Source organism: Aeromonas aquatilis (assembly GCF_054052405.1).
Map to the genome: position 1 here is coordinate 80,102 of NZ_JBSTYP010000003.1, position 17,283 is coordinate 97,384.

A 17,283-nucleotide genomic window follows, 5' to 3' on the forward strand; every position below is an offset into this window, starting at 1 on the left:
GTTAAGCACTTTTATGACTAAATATTCGAGATATTGAATATCAAAAGTAGCTCCATGATTAAAGAGTCAATTTGGCTCCAACCCTTGCCCTGACTGGCATGCAATAAAAAGAGGGAGGCATCATGCCTCCCTCACTCGTTAGCCCTTATACCCCGTGGGTTGGGACTCAAATTCTCTTAACTGACTTGCATTAGGCGCATCGGCGCCCCTCTTTATTGGCGCTATCCCTCCCCGAGTGCCATCAATCCCCCATAAGGCGAGCGGTTTGTTACAATGGGGCGTCCCGACCGCCAAGAGTGCCTCATGTCAACTATCCGGCCACACCTGCTCATCATCGATGCCCTCAATCTCATTCGCCGTCTGCACGCGGTACAGGCCCAGCAAGCACTGACCCCTGCCCAGGCGCTGGTTGCCACCCGCGCCAACCTTATCAATACCTGCCGCAAGCTGCTGGCCAATAGCGAGCCGACCCATGTCATTGCGATCTTTGACGGAGAGAGCGATGGTGAGGTGCATAGCTGGCGCAAAGAGGTCTATCCGGCCTACAAGGAGGGGCGAACTCCCATGCCCCCCGAACTGCGTGAAGGGCTGGCGACCCTGCAGGATGCCTTTTGGGAGTGCGGGGTCGATGCCCTGCTCTCCGAGACCGATGAAGCGGATGACCTTATCGCCACTCTCGCCTGCGGCATCGCCAGCCATGGCCATCAGGCGACCATCATCTCCACCGACAAGGGCTTCTGCCAACTGATCTGCCAGCAGATCCGGGTGCGCGACTACTTCAACAAGCGCTGGCTGGATGCCGCCTTCGTCCAGCAGCAATATGGGGTAGCCCCTGCTCAGCTGGTCGACTTCTGGGCCCTGACCGGTATCAGCGGTTCCAATATCAAGGGGGTTCCGGGGATCGGCCCCAAGACCGCCACCCAGCTGTTGCAGCAATATGGCAATCTGGCAGCCATGCTCGAAGCCTGTCAGCAAGAGGACGCCGCCAAGCCACTGCTCAAGCTGCGCCAACATCAGGATAAGGCCCTGCTGGCCCAGCGGCTGGTGCGCTTGCAGCGGGATATTCCGCTGGGATTCAACCTGCGGGACATCCGCTACCCGCCCCAGCCAGACTAAATGGCCGAACAAAAATGCAGGCAAGGGCGTGAACCATGACAAGACTCACCCTCGCTGTTGATAAAAGTGAGTAGAATGTAAAGGAATGTGGTTGGTTTGCTGAGTAAATGCTATAAAGCAGCCCCATCCTCCCCTATACCCTGGAAGTGGAACCCTCTCATGTCCAAAAGAAAAATTACCGTGATCCCCGGCGACGGCATCGGCCCCAGCATCATTGAATCAGCCATCCAGATCCTGACCCATGCGGGCTGTGATTTTGAGTACGAATACGCTGATGCGGGTCTGGTTGCCCTCGAGAAGCATGGCGAGCTGCTGCCCCAGGCTACCCTGGATCTGATTGAGAAGAACAAGGTGAGCCTGAAAGGGCCATTGACCACACCGGTCGGCGGCGGTTTTACCTCCATCAACGTCTCCCTGCGCAAGAAGTTCAACCTCTACGCCAACGTGCGCCCGGTCATCTCCTTCAAGGGCACCAGAAGCCGTTACGACAACATCGACATCATCACGGTGCGTGAAAACACCGAAGGGATGTACTCGGGTGCAGGTCAGAAGCGCAGTGATGACAACAAGAGTGCCGAGGCGATGAGCATCATCACCCGCGAAGGGGCCGAGCGCATCGTCAAGTTTGCCTTCGAGCTGGCTCGTCAGGAAGGGCGCAAGAAGGTCACCATCATCCACAAGGCGAACATCCTCAAGTCGACCTCCGGCCTGTTCCTCGAAGTAGCCCGTGAAATCGCCAGCCACTACCCGGATATCCAGAGCGAAGAGATGATCGTCGATGCCGCCTGCATGAATCTGGTGATGTACCCGGAGCGTTTCGATGTCATGGTCACCACCAACCTGTTCGGCGACATCCTCTCGGATCTTTGCGCCGGTCTGGTTGGCGGCCTTGGCATGGCGCCCGGCGCCAACATCGGCGATGGCGCGGCCATCTTCGAAGCGGTCCACGGCTCTGCCCCCGACATTGCAGGCAAGAACATTGCCAACCCGACCTCGGTGATCCTCGCCTCCATCCAGATGCTGGAGTACCTCGGCATGCAGGATAAAGCAGAGCGGATCCGCGAGGCCGTACGAGCCACCATCGAATCCGGTGATCGGGTCACCCGCGATCTTGGCGGCAGCGCCTCCACCAGTGAATTCACCCAAGCCATCATCGATCGACTGTGAGTTAATCCATTGATTTTAAAAGGGAGCTTTGGCTCCCTTTTTTATATTTCCGAATCCTTTGCCACTCCCCGAACAGCAACTATGTTCAATAGAGAAGAAGAACAGGGAGTGTTTTTCATGAAGGGATATGGGTGTTATCTGGTGTCGGGTCTGCTGCTGGTGTGTGGTACTGCCAGTGCTTTCGAGCAGGTTCAACAGACCCAAACCGCCAAGCTGCCACAGCAGGAAAAACGGACTGCCACCGAGGTATGGCGCTCGAGCCTGGATACCAACGACCTGCTCAAGGCACCCAACCCCCTGTCGTTTGGTATTGAAGTCTCCACCGACAACTTTGGTAATCAAAAGATCACCTCCTACCCGCAGCTTAATCTGACCCCGGAAAAGAGCGTCAGTCTGTCGGTTGAACGCTTTAGACCCAAGGTCAAGTTCAAGGCTGGCGGAATGAACACCGCCCTCAGGCTGAGAGGAGACGGGATAAAGATGCAATTCAATCCGGTCGACAAAACCATCCCGCTGCAGATAGAGATCAAGGTGACCGACGACGAATCCTCCCTGCGCCTCGATTACCGTTTCTGATATTTTCCGGCAGCCGAATAGCAAAAGGCCGACAGGTTTCCCTGTCGGCCTTGGTATTTATCGTACGGGCAGAACTGCTACATCACGCCTTGGGCTCGAGTTTGGAGACCCAGTACTTGTTGTAAACATGCACGGTGATCTCTTCTCGATCGTGATAGAGCTGCTTGGCCTGGATCACGAACGCGTTGTCGATCTCCTTGAGCATCTCGCGCAACACCTCGATATTGTGTACCGATTCAGCATAACGCTTCTTCATCGGCAGCTTGAGGTTGAACATCGCCTCCTGGCAGTCGCCCTCACGGAACCAGTCCGCAATCATGTGAACGACCCGCGCCGGTTTATCGACCATGTCGCACACCAGCCAGTAGGTGTTCTTCTTGCTCGGACGCCAGACGAAACCGTCATCCCGGATATGCTTGACCTGACCGGTATCCATAAGGGATTGGGCCATCATGCCGTTGTCGACCGCCGTCACCATCATGCCACGACGCACCAGCTGATAGGTCCAGCCACCCGGGCAGGCGCCCAGATCCACCGCCTTCATACCTGAGCAGAGACGCACATCCCACTCTTCCCGCGGCACGAACACGTAAAACGCCTCCTCCAGCTTGAGGCTGGAGCGGCTCGGCGCATCGGCCGGGAAGCGCAGGCGCGGGATCCCCATGTGGAATCCGGAGTTGTTGAAGGAGTAGGAGTAACCCAGCAAGACATGATCATTGGCCATGAAGAAGGCATGGAACACCGGACGGTTCGGCGTCTCCTTCTTAGTCAGGATCTCGTTGCTGCGCAGCGTCTGACGCAGCGGCACGGTGAACTTGCGGCAGAAGGCCGACAGCTCTTTCGCTTCGTTGGTATCCGCGGTTTCGACCCGCAGATCACCGCAAATGGTGTAGTCACTCACCGCCTCAAGTATGGGGGAGATCCTGTCCGCGACATCCAGATCCTTCAGCTCATGGGTGACCACCAGCATCTGGCGGATAAAGATGAGCTCCCGGAACGGCAGCTTGCGAGCCAGCAGGTCCGCCTGCTCCTCGTCATACAGTTCGAAGATCACATAACCGCTGTCGTCCTTGACCCGGGCGAAACCGTAGCACTGCATGTTACCGGCACGCTCGGTGATCTCTGCAGCCGCCTCTTTCTCAAAACCGGGGCGACAATAAAGCAGCAGATTATTCATTTTTTCCTCCAAGACGACAGCCGGCCCAAATCAAAGCCGCCCATCCCAACATAAAACAGAGGCCACCGGCCGGGGTAATCCACCCCAGCCCCTTGCTGCCAAGCAGCACCATGGCGTAAATACTGCCGGAGAATCCGATGATCCCCAGCACAAAAGCGGTGCCAGCCAGCTGGATCACCTTGCTGCGCACACCACACCAGCCCAGAACCAGCAGGGCCAATGCGTGAAAAAACTGATATTGCACGGCGGTATTAAATGCCGCCAGACGCTCGGGCGTAATGCCGGTCGCCGCCAATCCATGGGCGCCATACGCCCCCAGCATGGTGGCCGTCAACCCGAAGAGACCGGCCAGTATCAGCCAATGTCGATGGATCTGCATCCTCACTCTCCCTCTCTCATCACAGCTAGCAATCAAACCAACCCTCTCGCGCTATCCGTGCCGGGCCACAAACTGGTTGATGGCCGCCGCTGCATGCTGCATATTCTCCTGCTCACTCACGCCACTGGCTTTACGCGGTTTGAAACCATGATCACCATCGGTCAACCAATGGACCGATACGGCGGGTGAGAAGGGGAAATCGGCCAGTTCGGCGCGACTACCGAAGGTGTCGCGCTCCCCCTGCAACAGCAGGGTTGGCACTGCAATATGCTTGAGTACCTCGCCTCGCCAGCTGTCGGGCTTGGCCGGAGGGTGGAAAGGATACCCGAGAATGAGCAATCCTGCAGCATTCATCTCACCCTCGCCTTCACGATAGAGTTCTGCCGCCATCCGCCCGCCCATCGACTTGCCCGCCAGGAACAGCCGTGGATGGGCAAACTCGCGGATCATGTCGCGCCAATGGGTTAGCAGCAAAGGTGCTCTGTCCGGCGGGCGGCGCTTGCCATCCTGTGCACGCTTTGTCATGTAGGGAAAGTTGAAGCGCACCACTTCGATGTCGGGGCCAGCCAGCAGGCGTGACAACTCGGCAAGAAAAACATGATCCATCCCTGCACCTGCCCCGTGGGCCAGCAAAATGCGAACGGGGGCATCAACAGCCCCCTCGCGGATCACATCAGGCATCGGCGAGCCTTGCCCTGCGACGCGCCTCTTCCTGCTCCACCAGCTCCAGCATCCAGTCGCGGAAGGCAACGATCTTGCCCTGATCCGACTGTTGCTCCTGGCACACCAGATAGAAGGCATTTTTGCTCACCAGCACCTGCTCGAACGGGCAGATAAGGCGACCGGCCTCAATCTCGGGTTGTGCCAGCACGCTGTGGCCAAGCGCCACCCCCTGGCCGTGGATCGCCGCCTGGATCACCATGGTAGAGTGGCTGAAGATGGGCCCCTGATTGACGTTGGGCGCATCGATGTCGAGCTGGCGGAACCAGGCCTTCCAGTCGCGGCGGGAGGTATCGTGCAGCAGGGTATGAAGAGTCAAATCTTGCGGCGTACGCAGCGGTTTGGGCCCGGTCAGCAGCAAGGGGGAACAGACCGGGATCAGGTATTCGGTATGCAGCTTGTCCGAGCGCAGACCCGGCCAGTTGCCGCGGCCGTAGTAGATGGCCACATCCACATCGTCGGTGAGCGACCCTTCATCGAGATCGACCGCCTTGATCCGCACGTCGATGTCAGGGTGGCGCTCGCTGAACTTGACCAGCCGCGGCACCAACCACTGGATGGCGAAACTCGGCTGCAGGCTGACGGTCAGCGCCCCTTTGGCGCTGCGTGCCAGCAGCTTGTCGGTCGCTTCCGAGATGGAGGCAAAGATATCCTTGATATCGAGGAAGTAGCCCTGCCCCTCTTCGGTCAGCAACAAGGAGCGATTTTTGCGGCGGAACAGCTTGATGCCAAGATACTCCTCCAGCGCCTTGATCTGGTGACTGATGGCAGCCTGAGTCACAAACAACTCTTCTGCTGCGCGGGTAAAGCTTAAGTGACGAGCCGCTGCTTCAAACGCCTTGAGGGCATTGAGCGGAGGTAAACGACGAGACATGACACCAGCCAACGATGAGTTTTTCTAATGGGGCGCATTATAATTTGTCGGTTGCGGGTCGACCAGTGAATAAACATAATTCGCCCAGCAATAAGTCGTCATATGGCTCACATTTTCTACTACGTGTTGGTTTACATGTGTTTTTAGTGAGTCTTTCGACTGTGATTGTGGTGTTGTGTTTCTTCCTCTGCGGGAAGAGGGGCTCAAATCTCACCGGTTTGACCCAGTCTGTCATCTGAATGTGTTTGGCGCCTCCAGCTGGATGGCGCCTTTTTTCATCCCTTCTATACCTTGAACTGCCCCACCAGCTGCTGCTGTTTGTCAGCAAGAGCTGAGAGCTCGCGACCATTTTCGGCGGATGTCGCCGCCTCGGCCCGGATGGTGTGGCTCACATCACGAATGTTGCTGACGTTGCGGTTGATCTCGTCCGCCACCCGGCTCTGCTCATGCGCCGCCCGGGCAATCTGCTCGTTCATCTGATGGATGGTGGAGACCGACTGGATAATCTGCTCCAGCACCTGCACCGAGAGATCCACCTTGGCGAGGGTCTCGTCAGCCTGACCATGACCATCGCGGATCGCCTTGACCACGGCGCCGGTACCGGATTGCAGTTGGCTGATCAGAGTCTGGATCTCGACGATGGCATTCTGGGTGCGACCGGCCAGATTGCGCACCTCATCGGCCACCACGGCAAAGCCACGGCCCTGCTCACCGGCCCGCGCCGCTTCAATAGCCGCATTCAGTGCCAGCAAGTTGGTCTGCTCGGCAATTCCCTGAATCACGGTGAGAATATCGTTGATGTTGTCGCTGTTGGCCGAGAGCCGCTCCACCACCGGCTGGGCATCGTTGATGATGGTCATCAGCTTGCGCATCGCCTCCTGGGTGTCGGCCACCACATATTTGCCCTCTTGCGCCGCGGCATCGGTGGTATTGGCGGCTGCAACGGCAGAACTGGCATTGCCGGAGACCTGCATCGCCGTGGCGCTCAGCTCTTCAAACGCCGTCGCCACCAGATCGATCTCCTGATACTGGGCCTGCATGCCGCTGCTGGTGCGCTCGGCCACCTGCGCCGCCCGCTCGGCACTGTTGCGGGTGCCGGCGACGGTATCAATCACCTGACTGATGGTCGATTGCAACTTGTTGAGGAAGCTGTTGAACCACTTGGCCAGCTCGCCAATCTCGTCTTGTCGCTGGATCTCGATGCGCTGGGTCAAATCCCCCTCGCCGCTGGCGATATCCTTGAGGCGAGCAACCACGGCGCGAATGGGCGCCACGATCTGGCGCGCCATCCACCAGATAAAGCTCAGGGCCACCAGCGAGATCAGCACCCCGATCGACAGTTGCGAGACCACGCTGCGATTGGCTTCACTGGCCAGGTCATCCTGCAGTTGCTGGGCAGAGGCCAGCACCACGGCTCGGGGCAATTCGATATAGATGCCCCACTTGCGATCGGTACCACGCATGGTCACGGGGACAAAGGTTTGCAGTATGGAGCCGTCGCTGCTCCAGCGGCTCAGCTCCTGCCCTTGGTTGAGCCACCCTTTCAGGTCAGCAGCCAGCGCCTGATACTTCTGATCCAGCTCCCGCCCCAGGGTCACATCAAACTCATCGGCCCCCGCCACGCGCCCCTCATGACTGACCAGCAAGATTTTGCCTTTGCCGTCATAGAGCTCCTTGTCCATGGTGCTAACCAGATCCTGCAAGGTGGTCAGGGAGATATCGACACCAGCCATCCCCAGCAAGGTACCCTGCTCCAGCAAGGGCACAGAGACGGAGGTGATCAAGACTTTCTTGCCCCCGACATCGTCCAGATAGGGTTCCAGCAGGCAGAGGGCACGGGTGCGAATACTGCAGCGATACCACTCGTTTTCAACACCACCGGCAGCGGTCGGGCTGTCGTCAGCCAGCACATCTTCGTTCTGCACCTCGGGCACCAGCTTGCCGTTATCATAGGCCCAATAACTGGAGAAGCGCCCCTTGTCGTTGGCACCGAGCGCGGTCGAGCCCTCATAGTTACTGTCTTCCCCATCCAGCTGATCGGGTTCGAACACCGTATAGACGCCGAGCAAATTGGTCGATGAAGCGGCGGCATCGTGCAGTTGCTGATTGATGGCGCTGCGCAGCGCCTCTGACGGGACAAAGTTCTCAGCCGCATTCTTGCGCTGGAACAGCACGCTCTCCGCCAGCAGACTGGCACGAAAATAGGCTTCATCGAGATAGCTGGTCACCTTGGCCGCCTGCTCCGAGCCCATCGCCTTCATCCAGTTTTCGGCTGACTGCTGCGCCTCGTGCAGGGTGGCTTGCCGCACCTGCATTTGCATCTTGTTCGCGTTGTAAATCGAAGAGGCAACCAGGGCGGCAGCGGTGACCAACAGACAGCAACCGGCGATCAAGGTAATCCGACCCTGGACAGAAAGAGCGCTCATGCCAATATTCCTACTTCATGCAGATATGGATAGATTATCGACTTTATAAACAAAAACTTAACTCTCTCACAGCAAATCCAGCGAGAGTTGATTAACTTCACCCTCTTTTGGCAAACCCACCACCAAGCCAAGCAGGCGCACCGAACGCCCTTGCGCCCGCTGCAGCCCCTCTTTGAGCAGGGGAACGAACAGGGCTGGCTGATAGCCACCCTGACTGCGATAGACGGTGGTCTGGTGGAAGTCGGCAAACTTGAGTTTAATTCCCTGCCCCATCACCTGCCCGGCAGGACACGCCAGTTGAAATCGCCGCTCCAGCTCCGGCAACAGTTGTTGCAATACCGTCAGGCAGGCGGCTTCGTCACAAACATCGCTCGCCAGCGTGGTCTCCACCCCGATGGTTTTGCGGATCCGGTGCGCCTGCACCGGCTGTTCATCCAGCCCCCAGATCCGGGTCGCCAGCATCTCCCCCAGCTTGCCAAAACGACTGCACAGCTCTTGTGCCGACAAAGCCCGCGCATGCTCGCAGGTGTAGAGCCCCTGCGCCTCCAGCCGCTCGGCGGTCTTGCGCCCCACCCCGGGCAGTTTGCCAAGGGGCAACTGGCAGACAAATTCAGCCACTTCGTCGGGACGAATGACAAACAGACCATCAGGCTTGCGCTGCTCCGAGGCAAGCTTGGCGAGAAACTTGTTGGGTGCCACTCCGGCCGAGGCGGTCAATCCCAGTTCGGAGACGATGGCTTGCCGGATCTCTTGCGCCATCAGGGTGGCGCTGCCGCCACAACAGCGACTGTGGGTCACGTCGAGGTAAGCCTCATCCAGCGACAGCGGTTCAACCTGATCGGTATAGCGCAGGAAAATGGCTCTGAGCTGACGGGAGATATCCTTGTACACCGCCATTCGCCCCGGGATCAGTACCAGCGGCGGGCAGAGTTTTTTCGCCAGTGCGCTCGGCCTGGCCGAGCGCCCACCGAACCGGCGCGCCACATAGTTGCAGGTCGAGATGACGCCGCGCCGCTCGGAGGCCCCACCGATGGCGAGCGGCACCTCCCGCAACGCCGGATTGTCCCGCATCTCCACCGCGGCAAAAAAGCAGTCCATGTCGATATGGATGATCTTGCGCATACCACTGTATAAATAAACAGACACGGCATCATCTTACCCCAAGGATAACCGCAGCTCTATCTCTCTCGTTGCAGCTAAAATAGTAGACTCCAAGGAGACCTTTACTACCACAATGACAAGGAGCGTTCGGGATGAAATATCTTTGGCTGGGACTCTGTTTGCTGCCGTTGACCGGCATCGGCAAGAACAACCCGACGGCAGAGTGCCGCTGGCTGTACGACCGGATTGAGATACTGGAACAGGCCATCAAGAAAGGGGACACACTCGGCACTGAACAGGAGTTGGCACGCTGGAAAACGGAGTACAACAAAAAACAGTGCTCAGAGTACGACTACTGAGTCGGGCAATATGGCGTGACTGACAACGGCAGATAACAAACGGGCCCCGATCAAAATGACCGGGGCCCGTTTTTCAATGCATGGCCAGCTTGATTCGCCCGCAGAGTGAGCTCAAGGCAGCACCATAGGGCCAGCGACGGCGGCAGCCACCTCATCCCCGCGCAGCACCCGAACCAGTTCGAGCGCAAACTCGATGGCGCTGCCCGGCCCCTGACTGGTGATAAGGCGATGAACCTCATCCCTGACTACCCGCTCATCTGACAACTGCGATATCGGTAGTCGAGACTTAAAACCGGGATGACAGGTGACGATGGCATCACCCAGCAGAGCGTGATGTTGCAACACCACCACTGGGGCAGCGCAGATGGCTGCGCGCCAGCGACCAAGGATGGCCTGCTCTTTGAGCAGATCGATGGCCAGCGGGGTATCGCGGATCACTTCACTGCCGGGCAAGCCGCCAGGTACCACGATGGCTTCAAAGTCCCGGCGGGTCAGCTCGTCGATATGACAATCGGCCACCAGCTGTACCCCGCGTGACGCTTTCACCTGCCGCGATCCGGCGGGGCAGCAAGAAGCCAGCACCACCTCGATGCTGGCTCGCACCAGGGTATCGACAATGGCGACCGTCTCTATCTCTTCCGACCCGGGGGCCACCAGCACCAGTACACTCACGTTCGCCTCCTTGCTGCTTGCTCTGCCATGTAACGTATCAGGCGACCTGACTCTTCTCTTTGATCGCCTGATAGAGGCCCTGATTGACCGGTACGGCGATGCCATGTCGGGCAGCCTTGGCCAACAGAAAACCGGTGATGGCCTCAATCTCGGTCTCGCGTCCCAGCTCCATATCCTGATGCATGGAGGAGTAATTGTCAGCGGTCAGCTCCACCACTGTCAGCACCCGACGCTGCAACTCCTCTGCCGTGGTCGCAATCCCTTCGGCGCACATCACATCCGCCACTTCCACGCAGATCTGCTGCAGGGCATCGGCAAAACGGGGACCCGCCAGCTCGCCATTTTTCAGCTTGTAGAGGGCCGTCAGGGGATTGATGGCACAGTTGATGGCCAGCTTTTGCCACTGGCGCGTCAATACCTGTTCATCCCAACCAGCCTGACCCAGTGCCAGCGCCAGCTCGTCCGCGAGCGCGGCGTGGGCCTTGGCGGCATCGTTGATCGGGCCAAGCCAGGTTTCACCCTTGCCAGTATGACGGAAGACAAAATGGCCGCACTGCATGGCGCCATGGCTGGTGACACCGGCAATCACCGGATTGTGCGGGAACATCTCGACCACCTGCTCGGCAATCCCCATCCCGTTGTGCAGCAGCACGATCGGCACACCGGCATCGAGCTTACCCACCAGCGGCGTCAGTGCGGCAATCACCTGACTGGCCTTGGTCATCACCAGCAGACGCTGGATCTTGCCGGGGTTGCTGACAAATCCGCGCTCGATATTGAGCAGCTGAACATGCCCCTCCAGCGAGGTGAAATCGATCCCCGGATGGAGCGTGGACTTATGGTGTTCGCGCAACAAGACACGGGTGGATTGACCGCTCTGGGTCAGCAGGGAGGCAAAAACGCCGCCGAGGGCGCCACAACCCAACAGGGACCACTTCGGGGGAACAGGTGGAATAACGGGCTGTCGGGCATTTTTTAATCCGCTTGGCATGGTGTGACTCTGTCAGGGTAAGGGTTGCAATCCTCTCAACCTGTTACCGGGGATAAGTGAAGATGTCGCTGACGGACACTAACGGGTCCGTCCATCCTGTGCGCAGGGGATTCTAGCAGAGCAACCCCATCAAAATCAGCAAATTTGCCCGTTTTCTGGTAGATTTGCCCCCCGATAACGCAACATGAGGAGCTCCGGCTATGCCGTCATTCGATATTGTCTCTGAAGTCAAAATGAACGAGGTGTTGAACGCAGTCGACAACGCCAATCGTGAACTGGCCACCCGTTTCGATTTTCGTGGGGTAGAAGCCAGCTTCGAGTTGAACAAGGAAGAGGTAAAACTGGAAGCCGATGCCGATTTCCAGCTCAAGCAGATGGTCGAAATGCTGCGCGCAGCCCTGCTCAAGCGCAACATCGAAAACAGCTCCATGGAAGTGGGTGACTCGGTTCACTCCGGCAAGCGCTTCCATCTGACCGTCAAGTTCAAACAGGGGATCGAGAAAGAGATCGCCAAGAAGCTGGTCAAGCTGATCAAGGACTCCAAGATCAAGGTGCAGGTCGCCATCCAGGGTGATGAAGTACGTGTCACCGGCAAGAAGCGTGACGATCTGCAAGAGACCATGGCACTGGTCCGTGGCGCCGAACTGGGTCAACCGATGCAGTTCCAGAACTTCCGCGACTGATTTATCCACTCAGCCGTGGCGACTTGATGACTCGCGCCACGCTATCAATCGCGGCAAATAAAAAACCGGAGCCAAGGCTCCGGTTTTTTTGTACCCCAAGTTTTATTAGAACTTGTAGGTAACAGAGAAGTAGTGGCCGAAACCGGTAGACTTGAACGCGTCAGAGTTGTCGATACCGTAGATTTCGTTGAAGTACTTCAGACCGTAGCCAACGGCATAACGGTCGGAATGCCAGTAGATACCGTGGAAGGTTCCCAGACCATCAGAATGACTGGTTTCTTTCATGCCCCAGGTGTAATCCAGATAACCTTGGTAAGAGACGAAGCTGCCATTGGAGAAGGTATAGAAAGGTTTGAACCAGTTCATGGAGAACTGTTGGCCGTTCCAGCCTTCGCCTTGACCACTGAAGGTTTCGTTAGCATGACGCTTGTACAGGTTCATACCAACTTTGCCAAACCACGGCACCATAACGTCAGCACCCAGACCTACAAATGCATCATTCAGGCCTTGTACACCACCGATGTTAAACAGGGTGGCAACGTAAACTTCTTGCACCGGACCAAAAGAGAGGTCTTGGCCAGTCAATGCATCCAGAGATACACGCGGAGCAAACTTCATGAAGAGGTTTTCTTGCTTGTGCTTGTCGCTGTGCTTGGAGTCAAAAATATCGAAGTAATCGACGTAACCATACAGGTCAAAAATGCCTGAACGACCACCAAACTCCATCTCGAAATAAGTATCGTTGTAACCATCCGGACCATGGGGCTTCTGATCGATGGTGTGCATGATATTGAACTGCATCCACTTGTAGTCATTCTTGTGGATATCACCGCTGTAGTCAGCAGCGAAGGCCGGGGTAGCGGCAGCAGCCAGCAGACCGGCAGCGATCAGAGTCTTGGTAAATTTGGCCATTTTATTGGTCTCTTGTGCGTTAGTTGAGGTTTTCCGTAGCCTGCCCACAAGGAGCGAGAGGGATTCTAATCAAATAAAATTGGGGGTGAAACAACTTCTCGGGAACTTTATCCGGAAGTGTGAATCTAATCACCCCCGACTCTACGCAAACGCTTGCTATTTGTCAGCCGTTGAGAGCAACTCACTCCCTTTTCTGGCGACAAGCACAATCAACAACAACACGGGCAAGCCCAATAAACTGGTTCCGACAAAGAAGGCACTGTAGCCAATCTGCTCCACAACCTGCCCGGAAAAACCGGCCAGCAACTTGGGTAGCAACAACATCACCGAGCTGAACAGGGCGTATTGAGTGGCCGAAAACGCCACATTGGTGAGGCTGGAGAGATAGGTCACGAAGGCCGCGGTAGCGATACCGGCGCTGAGGTTATCCAGCGAGATAATCAGCGTCAGCAGTTCCAGATTGTGACCAACCTGATTGAGCAGGGCAAACAACAGGTTGGTGCTGGCGGTGAGCAGCGCACCCAAGAACAGGATGCGCAGCGTGCCGAAGCGCATCACCAGCACGCCCCCCAGCGCCGCCCCCACTAACGTCATGATGACGCCAAACACCTTGGTAATAGTCGCAACCTCGGTCTTGCTGAACTGCATATCCACATAGAAGCTGTTGGACATTACCCCCATCACCACATCGGCAACCCGATAGCAGGCGATCAGAGCCAGGATCAGCAGCGCCGAGCTGCCATAGCGACGAAAGAAATCGGCAAACGGACACCAGACCGCCTCATAGCCCCAGGCCCCCGCACTCGCCAGCAGTGCAGGCCACCCTTTTTCCAGAAGCTGCGCCTTGCGTTCGGCCTGTTGTTTGCCCTGCTCGGCCAGATCGATATCCGGCTCGTGGCAAAACAGCGTGGTGATGACCCCGAGTGACATCAGACCCGCCATCACCAGATAGGTAATCTGCCAGCCACGATAGTCATAGCCGCTGTTGCTGCCAAACCACGCCGCCAGCGCCAGCGCACCGGCTCCCGCCATGATCATCGCCAGTCGGTAACCAGTCATATAGGAGGCAGCCATCGCCGCCTGCAGCCGCTCGGGGGCGGATTCGATGCGATAGGCGTCGATGACGATATCCTGCGTGGCCGAGGCAAAGGCCACCAGCAGGGCAAACATCGCCAGCTGGGCCAGCTCGGTCTTGGGATCGCAGAACGCCATGCCGACCAGCGCAGCGGCAATCAGCAACTGGGAGAAGAACATCCAGCTACGGCGACGCCCCAGCAGCGTGGAGAGCAACGGCAGCGGCATGCGATCCACCAGCGGCGACCACAGCCATTTAAAGCCATAGGCGAGCGCCACCCAGCTCATATAGCCGATATCGGTCAGGCTGACATCGGCCTCGCGCAACCAGAATGAGAGGGTACCGAACACCAGCAGCAGCGGCAGACCCGATGAAAAACCCATGGCAAAGAGAATAAACACCCGAAATTCGAGATAGACGGCGAGGGACTCTCTCCAGCTTGGTTTGCGGATCATGTTCAACTACCTGACGACTTTGGAAAAGTGCGTCATTTTGGCAGGTTGATGGCAGATAGCCAAGGCGAGCAAAGAGATAGGCAAAAGAAGCCCGGATAGAGAAAAGGCCCATCCCGAACGGGATGAGCCTTGTATTGTGGCCTGACGAGGCGAGGTGACGAACCGCGTCCGGCGAGAGTTACTTGCCCGCTTTCTTGTCGACTTTCTTGTCTGCCGGAGTGTCTGCCAGCAAGACCACCTTCTTCAGAATGATGGGACTGGTCGGCACATCGTTGGCACGCAAAATGGGGCTGTAACCGGTCTGTACCTGAGCCAGTTTGTCCAGCACCTCCATCCCCTGAACCACCTGACCGAACACGGTATAACCCGCGGCGCCACCGGCGTTGAGGTTATTGTTGTCGACCAGATTGAAGTAGAACTGGCGAGTAGCGCTGTCGACCGCCTGGGTGCGGGCCATGGCGATGGAGCCACGCTTGTTGGGCAGACCGCCGCGCGACTCGTTGACCACAGGCTCATAAGTCGGCAGTTGCTGGAACTGCTGGTTGTAGCCCCCACCCTGCACCACGAAATCCTGGATCACCCGGTGGAAGATGCTGCCGTCATAGCTGCCATCAGCCACGTAGCGCAGGAAGTTCTTCACCGTCTGGGGCGCCTGCTTGGACGCCAGTTCCACCACGATATTGCCGTGGTTGGTCTCCATTCTGACTTTCGGGCCCGCGAACGCCAGCGGGGCGATCAGCATGGCCAGCAACCAGAGTTTTTTCATCATCAGACCCCTGCACCGTTCGGTTGACCTTTCAGGTAACCACGCAGCGCATCATCCGCCATGATCTGCTGCAGCACGCTACCCAGTTGCAGGTTCAGTGTAGACTCCAGATCGGCCATGCTTGGCTCGCTCGGGCTCTCCTTGCTGGAGGACATGTTGAACTGCTTGGTCAGACGGTTGCCCTGGAAATCGGCGATCACCTGCAGGCTGACGCGGGATTTGGTGACATAGGTAAAGGTCTTCTCTTCCACATTGACTGCGGCGTTGGAGATCACCAGCGTCAGGTTGGTGGTGCCACTGTTGCCCACTTCCAGACCCTGGCTGCGCAGCCCTTCGGCCAGCCGCTCGGCCATCAGCAGGTTGAGCGGACGCTCACTGTTGACCAGCACGGGGGCTTTCTCTTTATGTTTGATGGAGAAGACGTAGGCAGCCTCACGCTTGTCTACCCCTTCCATGGTGATGCGATTGCCAGAGTAGTATTGCTGGTTGGCGGGGATCACCTGCGGATTGAGCAGCGCCGTCTCCGGCCAATGAGTGGCACACCCGCCCAGCATCAGGGCGGCCAGCAGCAAGAGTGACTTTTTCATCATGGTTTCCTTTGGCTTTAGCGTTTAATGGCTTTCAAAATAACGAATTTGCTGTTCGACGCAACGACTTGTGCGTTGGCAAACAAGCGCTTGAGTTTGTTGTGATAGTCCAGATGACGGTTGCCTACTATCCAGAGTTCACCCCCCTGAGGCAACACCCGGTGCGCATCGCTGAACATCTGCCAGGCGATATGATCGGTGATCGCCTGCAGCTGATGGAAAGGAGGGTTGCAGAGGATCCGATCCGCCGAGCCGACCGCCACCCCGTCGAGACAGTTATTGACCATAAAGCGAGCGCGCGGCAGTGCATCGGGCAGATTGTGCTCGACGTTGAGCTGTGCCGAGGCGACCGCCATATAGGATTCATCGATAAAGGTCACCTCCACCTCGCTGTCTTTGGCAAGCAGCGACAACCCCAGCACCCCGTTGCCACAGCCCAGATCGATCACCTTGCGGGCGCTATGTATCGGTAAATTGTCCAGCATAAAGCGGGCACCGATATCGAGACTGGTGCGCGAGAAGACATTGGCATGGTTGTGGATGAGCATACCACTCCCCTCCAGCGGCCACACGGTCGGGAAAGGATTGGTCAGCGCGGGACGTTCTGCCTGCGGCTCGCAGTGAATGAGGCGCGCCTTTTTCCAGGCCAGCGAGGTACGGGTAGGCCCCAGATACTTCTCGAACAACTTGAGGGTGGAGGTATGAATATCCTTCGCCTTGCCGGCAGCGATAACGCGGGTTGCCGGTGTCACCACCGCACGCAATGCCAGCAGTTGCTGCTCCAATAGAGCCTGATATTTGGAGACCTTGATCACCACAAGTGCTGGGGCATCGGGCAGCGGCGCCAGCGCATCCTGCAAGCGGATACCACCCGCATCCAGTCCGTTTTCGGCCAAATTGGCCAGGGTCCCACGCTCACTGATGTAGGAGTCGGTGACGCAGCAGGGGGAGTGCGGATGCAGATAGGCGGCCAGCGCGCCAAAGCCATCATTCATGATGATGACGGGGCCCGCCTGCTCGAGGGGAGACTCCGCCAGGGTATTGATCAGGTATTCGTCAGCCGCATCCCAGGCTTGCAGGGTCTCCTGACTCTGGCGCGGATAGCGGTGGAGCGTGAGCTGGCAATGGGGAGTGTCGAGAAGGGTTTGCATAGGAAGAGTCCAACCTCGGCTTGATTCGTGTATACAGGCGCCAGGGGCGACGCAAAGTGGCGCTATTCTAGCGAGGAGCAGGAATTTCACCAGTTC

General features: G+C 57.6%; 18 protein-coding genes. 5 read left to right on the forward strand and 13 right to left on the reverse strand.

From position 1 onward, the window contains the following. Positions 1-303 precede the first annotated feature (303 nt). From xni to ACW5W8_RS01990, 3 genes are all read left to right on the forward strand, one after another. Positions 304-1,116, forward strand: a complete 813-nt coding sequence (gene xni, locus ACW5W8_RS01980) for a flap endonuclease Xni (protein WP_498626164.1) — start codon at positions 304-306, stop codon at positions 1,114-1,116. Between the two features lie 159 nt (positions 1,117-1,275). Then, entirely contained in the window at positions 1,276-2,283 is a 1,008-nt protein-coding gene (locus ACW5W8_RS01985) for an isocitrate dehydrogenase (RefSeq protein ID WP_268011936.1), read from the forward strand. A gap of 117 nt (positions 2,284-2,400) precedes the next feature. Continuing rightward, a complete protein-coding gene (locus tag ACW5W8_RS01990) occupies positions 2,401-2,859 on the forward strand; it encodes a hypothetical protein (RefSeq protein ID WP_498626165.1) in 459 nt (152 codons plus the stop codon). Positions 2,860-2,941: 82 nt separating this feature from the next. Here the strand turns inward: ACW5W8_RS01990 and rlmM are convergent, their stop codons facing one another. The 6 genes from rlmM to dinB all read right to left on the reverse strand — a co-directional run bounded on the left by rlmM (position 2,942) and on the right by dinB (position 9,557). Next, complete coding sequence (gene rlmM / locus ACW5W8_RS01995; RefSeq protein ID WP_498626166.1) at positions 2,942-4,036, reverse strand: 23S rRNA (cytidine(2498)-2'-O)-methyltransferase RlmM; 1,095 nt, start codon at positions 4,034-4,036, stop codon at positions 2,942-2,944. Continuing rightward, positions 4,029-4,415, reverse strand: a complete 387-nt coding sequence (locus ACW5W8_RS02000; protein ID WP_498626167.1) for a DUF423 domain-containing protein — start codon at positions 4,413-4,415, stop codon at positions 4,029-4,031. The genes rlmM and ACW5W8_RS02000 overlap by 8 nt, the downstream gene beginning before the upstream one ends. 51 nt (positions 4,416-4,466) lie before the next feature. Beyond that, positions 4,467-5,096 (reverse strand): alpha/beta family hydrolase, encoded by a 630-nt coding sequence (locus ACW5W8_RS02005; RefSeq protein WP_498626168.1) that lies wholly within the window; start codon positions 5,094-5,096, stop codon positions 4,467-4,469. Continuing rightward, positions 5,089-6,009 carry a transcriptional regulator GcvA gene (locus ACW5W8_RS02010; RefSeq protein ID WP_005338622.1) on the reverse strand — a complete coding sequence of 307 codons (921 nt, stop codon included), beginning with the start codon at positions 6,007-6,009 and terminating at the stop codon, positions 5,089-5,091. Before ACW5W8_RS02010 ends, ACW5W8_RS02005 begins: the two co-directional genes overlap by 8 nt. Positions 6,010-6,293: 284 nt before the next feature. Continuing rightward, positions 6,294-8,435 (reverse strand): methyl-accepting chemotaxis protein, encoded by a 2,142-nt coding sequence (locus ACW5W8_RS02015; RefSeq protein ID WP_498626169.1) that lies wholly within the window; start codon positions 8,433-8,435, stop codon positions 6,294-6,296. Positions 8,436-8,501: 66 nt separating this feature from the next. Continuing rightward, entirely contained in the window at positions 8,502-9,557 is a 1,056-nt protein-coding gene (gene dinB, locus ACW5W8_RS02020; RefSeq protein WP_498626203.1) for a DNA polymerase IV, read from the reverse strand. A gap of 131 nt (positions 9,558-9,688) precedes the next feature. Here dinB and ACW5W8_RS02025 point away from each other — a divergent pair, with 131 nt between their 5' ends. After that, on the forward strand, positions 9,689-9,895 hold the full coding sequence (locus ACW5W8_RS02025) for a hypothetical protein (RefSeq protein WP_498626170.1): 207 nt from the start codon (positions 9,689-9,691) through the stop codon (positions 9,893-9,895). 111 nt (positions 9,896-10,006) lie between these two features. On the opposite strand, the gene ACW5W8_RS02030 is transcribed toward ACW5W8_RS02025, so the two are convergent. Continuing rightward, positions 10,007-10,567: a DJ-1 family glyoxalase III gene (locus ACW5W8_RS02030; protein WP_439965322.1), complete on the reverse strand. Its 561-nt coding sequence runs from the start codon at positions 10,565-10,567 to the stop codon at positions 10,007-10,009. A gap of 37 nt (positions 10,568-10,604) precedes the next feature. Next, positions 10,605-11,558 (reverse strand): ketopantoate reductase family protein, encoded by a 954-nt coding sequence (locus ACW5W8_RS02035; protein ID WP_498626171.1) that lies wholly within the window; start codon positions 11,556-11,558, stop codon positions 10,605-10,607. Positions 11,559-11,758: 200 nt separating this feature from the next. On the opposite strand from ACW5W8_RS02035, the gene ACW5W8_RS02040 reads away from it, so the two are divergent. After that, positions 11,759-12,241 carry a YajQ family cyclic di-GMP-binding protein gene (locus tag ACW5W8_RS02040; protein ID WP_182939041.1) on the forward strand — a complete coding sequence of 161 codons (483 nt, stop codon included), beginning with the start codon at positions 11,759-11,761 and terminating at the stop codon, positions 12,239-12,241. A 105-nt stretch (positions 12,242-12,346) separates the two neighbouring features. On the opposite strand, the gene ACW5W8_RS02045 is transcribed toward ACW5W8_RS02040, so the two are convergent. The 5 genes from ACW5W8_RS02045 to ACW5W8_RS02065 form a co-directional block, all read right to left on the reverse strand. Further along, positions 12,347-13,153, reverse strand: coding sequence for a nucleoside-specific channel-forming Tsx family protein (locus ACW5W8_RS02045; RefSeq protein ID WP_005349699.1), 807 nt, complete (start codon positions 13,151-13,153; stop codon positions 12,347-12,349). 156 nt (positions 13,154-13,309) lie between these two features. Further along, positions 13,310-14,689, reverse strand: coding sequence for an AmpG family muropeptide MFS transporter (locus ACW5W8_RS02050; protein ID WP_041202292.1), 1,380 nt, complete (start codon positions 14,687-14,689; stop codon positions 13,310-13,312). A gap of 172 nt (positions 14,690-14,861) precedes the next feature. Then, entirely contained in the window at positions 14,862-15,449 is a 588-nt protein-coding gene (locus ACW5W8_RS02055) for a peptidylprolyl isomerase (RefSeq protein WP_498626205.1), read from the reverse strand. 2 nt (positions 15,450-15,451) lie between these two features. After that, entirely contained in the window at positions 15,452-16,036 is a 585-nt protein-coding gene (locus ACW5W8_RS02060) for a YajG family lipoprotein (RefSeq protein WP_005349692.1), read from the reverse strand. Positions 16,037-16,053: 17 nt separating this feature from the next. Then, positions 16,054-17,187, reverse strand: coding sequence for a methyltransferase (locus tag ACW5W8_RS02065; protein WP_498626172.1), 1,134 nt, complete (start codon positions 17,185-17,187; stop codon positions 16,054-16,056). Between the last annotated feature and the right edge of the window lie 96 nt (positions 17,188-17,283).

Bases quoted from the DNA above. Each gene is read 5' to 3' on its own strand.
- xni (WP_498626164.1), top strand. From the start codon at position 304: ATGTCAACTATCCGGCCACACCTGCTCATCATCGATGCCCTCAATCTC.
- ACW5W8_RS01985 (WP_268011936.1), top strand. From the start codon at position 1,276: ATGTCCAAAAGAAAAATTACCGTGATCCCCGGCGACGGCATCGGCCCC.
- ACW5W8_RS01990 (WP_498626165.1), top strand. From the start codon at position 2,401: ATGAAGGGATATGGGTGTTATCTGGTGTCGGGTCTGCTGCTGGTGTGT.
- rlmM (WP_498626166.1), bottom strand. From the start codon at position 4,036: ATGAATAATCTGCTGCTTTATTGTCGCCCCGGTTTTGAGAAAGAGGCG.
- ACW5W8_RS02000 (WP_498626167.1), bottom strand. From the start codon at position 4,415: ATGCAGATCCATCGACATTGGCTGATACTGGCCGGTCTCTTCGGGTTG.
- ACW5W8_RS02005 (WP_498626168.1), bottom strand. From the start codon at position 5,096: ATGCCTGATGTGATCCGCGAGGGGGCTGTTGATGCCCCCGTTCGCATT.
- ACW5W8_RS02010 (WP_005338622.1), bottom strand. From the start codon at position 6,009: ATGTCTCGTCGTTTACCTCCGCTCAATGCCCTCAAGGCGTTTGAAGCA.
- ACW5W8_RS02015 (WP_498626169.1), bottom strand. From the start codon at position 8,435: ATGAGCGCTCTTTCTGTCCAGGGTCGGATTACCTTGATCGCCGGTTGC.
- dinB (WP_498626203.1), bottom strand. From the start codon at position 9,557: ATGCGCAAGATCATCCATATCGACATGGACTGCTTTTTTGCCGCGGTG.
- ACW5W8_RS02025 (WP_498626170.1), top strand. From the start codon at position 9,689: ATGAAATATCTTTGGCTGGGACTCTGTTTGCTGCCGTTGACCGGCATC.
- ACW5W8_RS02035 (WP_498626171.1), bottom strand. From the start codon at position 11,558: ATGCCAAGCGGATTAAAAAATGCCCGACAGCCCGTTATTCCACCTGTT.
- ACW5W8_RS02040 (WP_182939041.1), top strand. From the start codon at position 11,759: ATGCCGTCATTCGATATTGTCTCTGAAGTCAAAATGAACGAGGTGTTG.
- ACW5W8_RS02045 (WP_005349699.1), bottom strand. From the start codon at position 13,153: ATGGCCAAATTTACCAAGACTCTGATCGCTGCCGGTCTGCTGGCTGCT.
- ACW5W8_RS02055 (WP_498626205.1), bottom strand. From the start codon at position 15,449: ATGAAAAAACTCTGGTTGCTGGCCATGCTGATCGCCCCGCTGGCGTTC.
- ACW5W8_RS02060 (WP_005349692.1), bottom strand. From the start codon at position 16,036: ATGAAAAAGTCACTCTTGCTGCTGGCCGCCCTGATGCTGGGCGGGTGT.
- ACW5W8_RS02065 (WP_498626172.1), bottom strand. From the start codon at position 17,187: ATGCAAACCCTTCTCGACACTCCCCATTGCCAGCTCACGCTCCACCGC.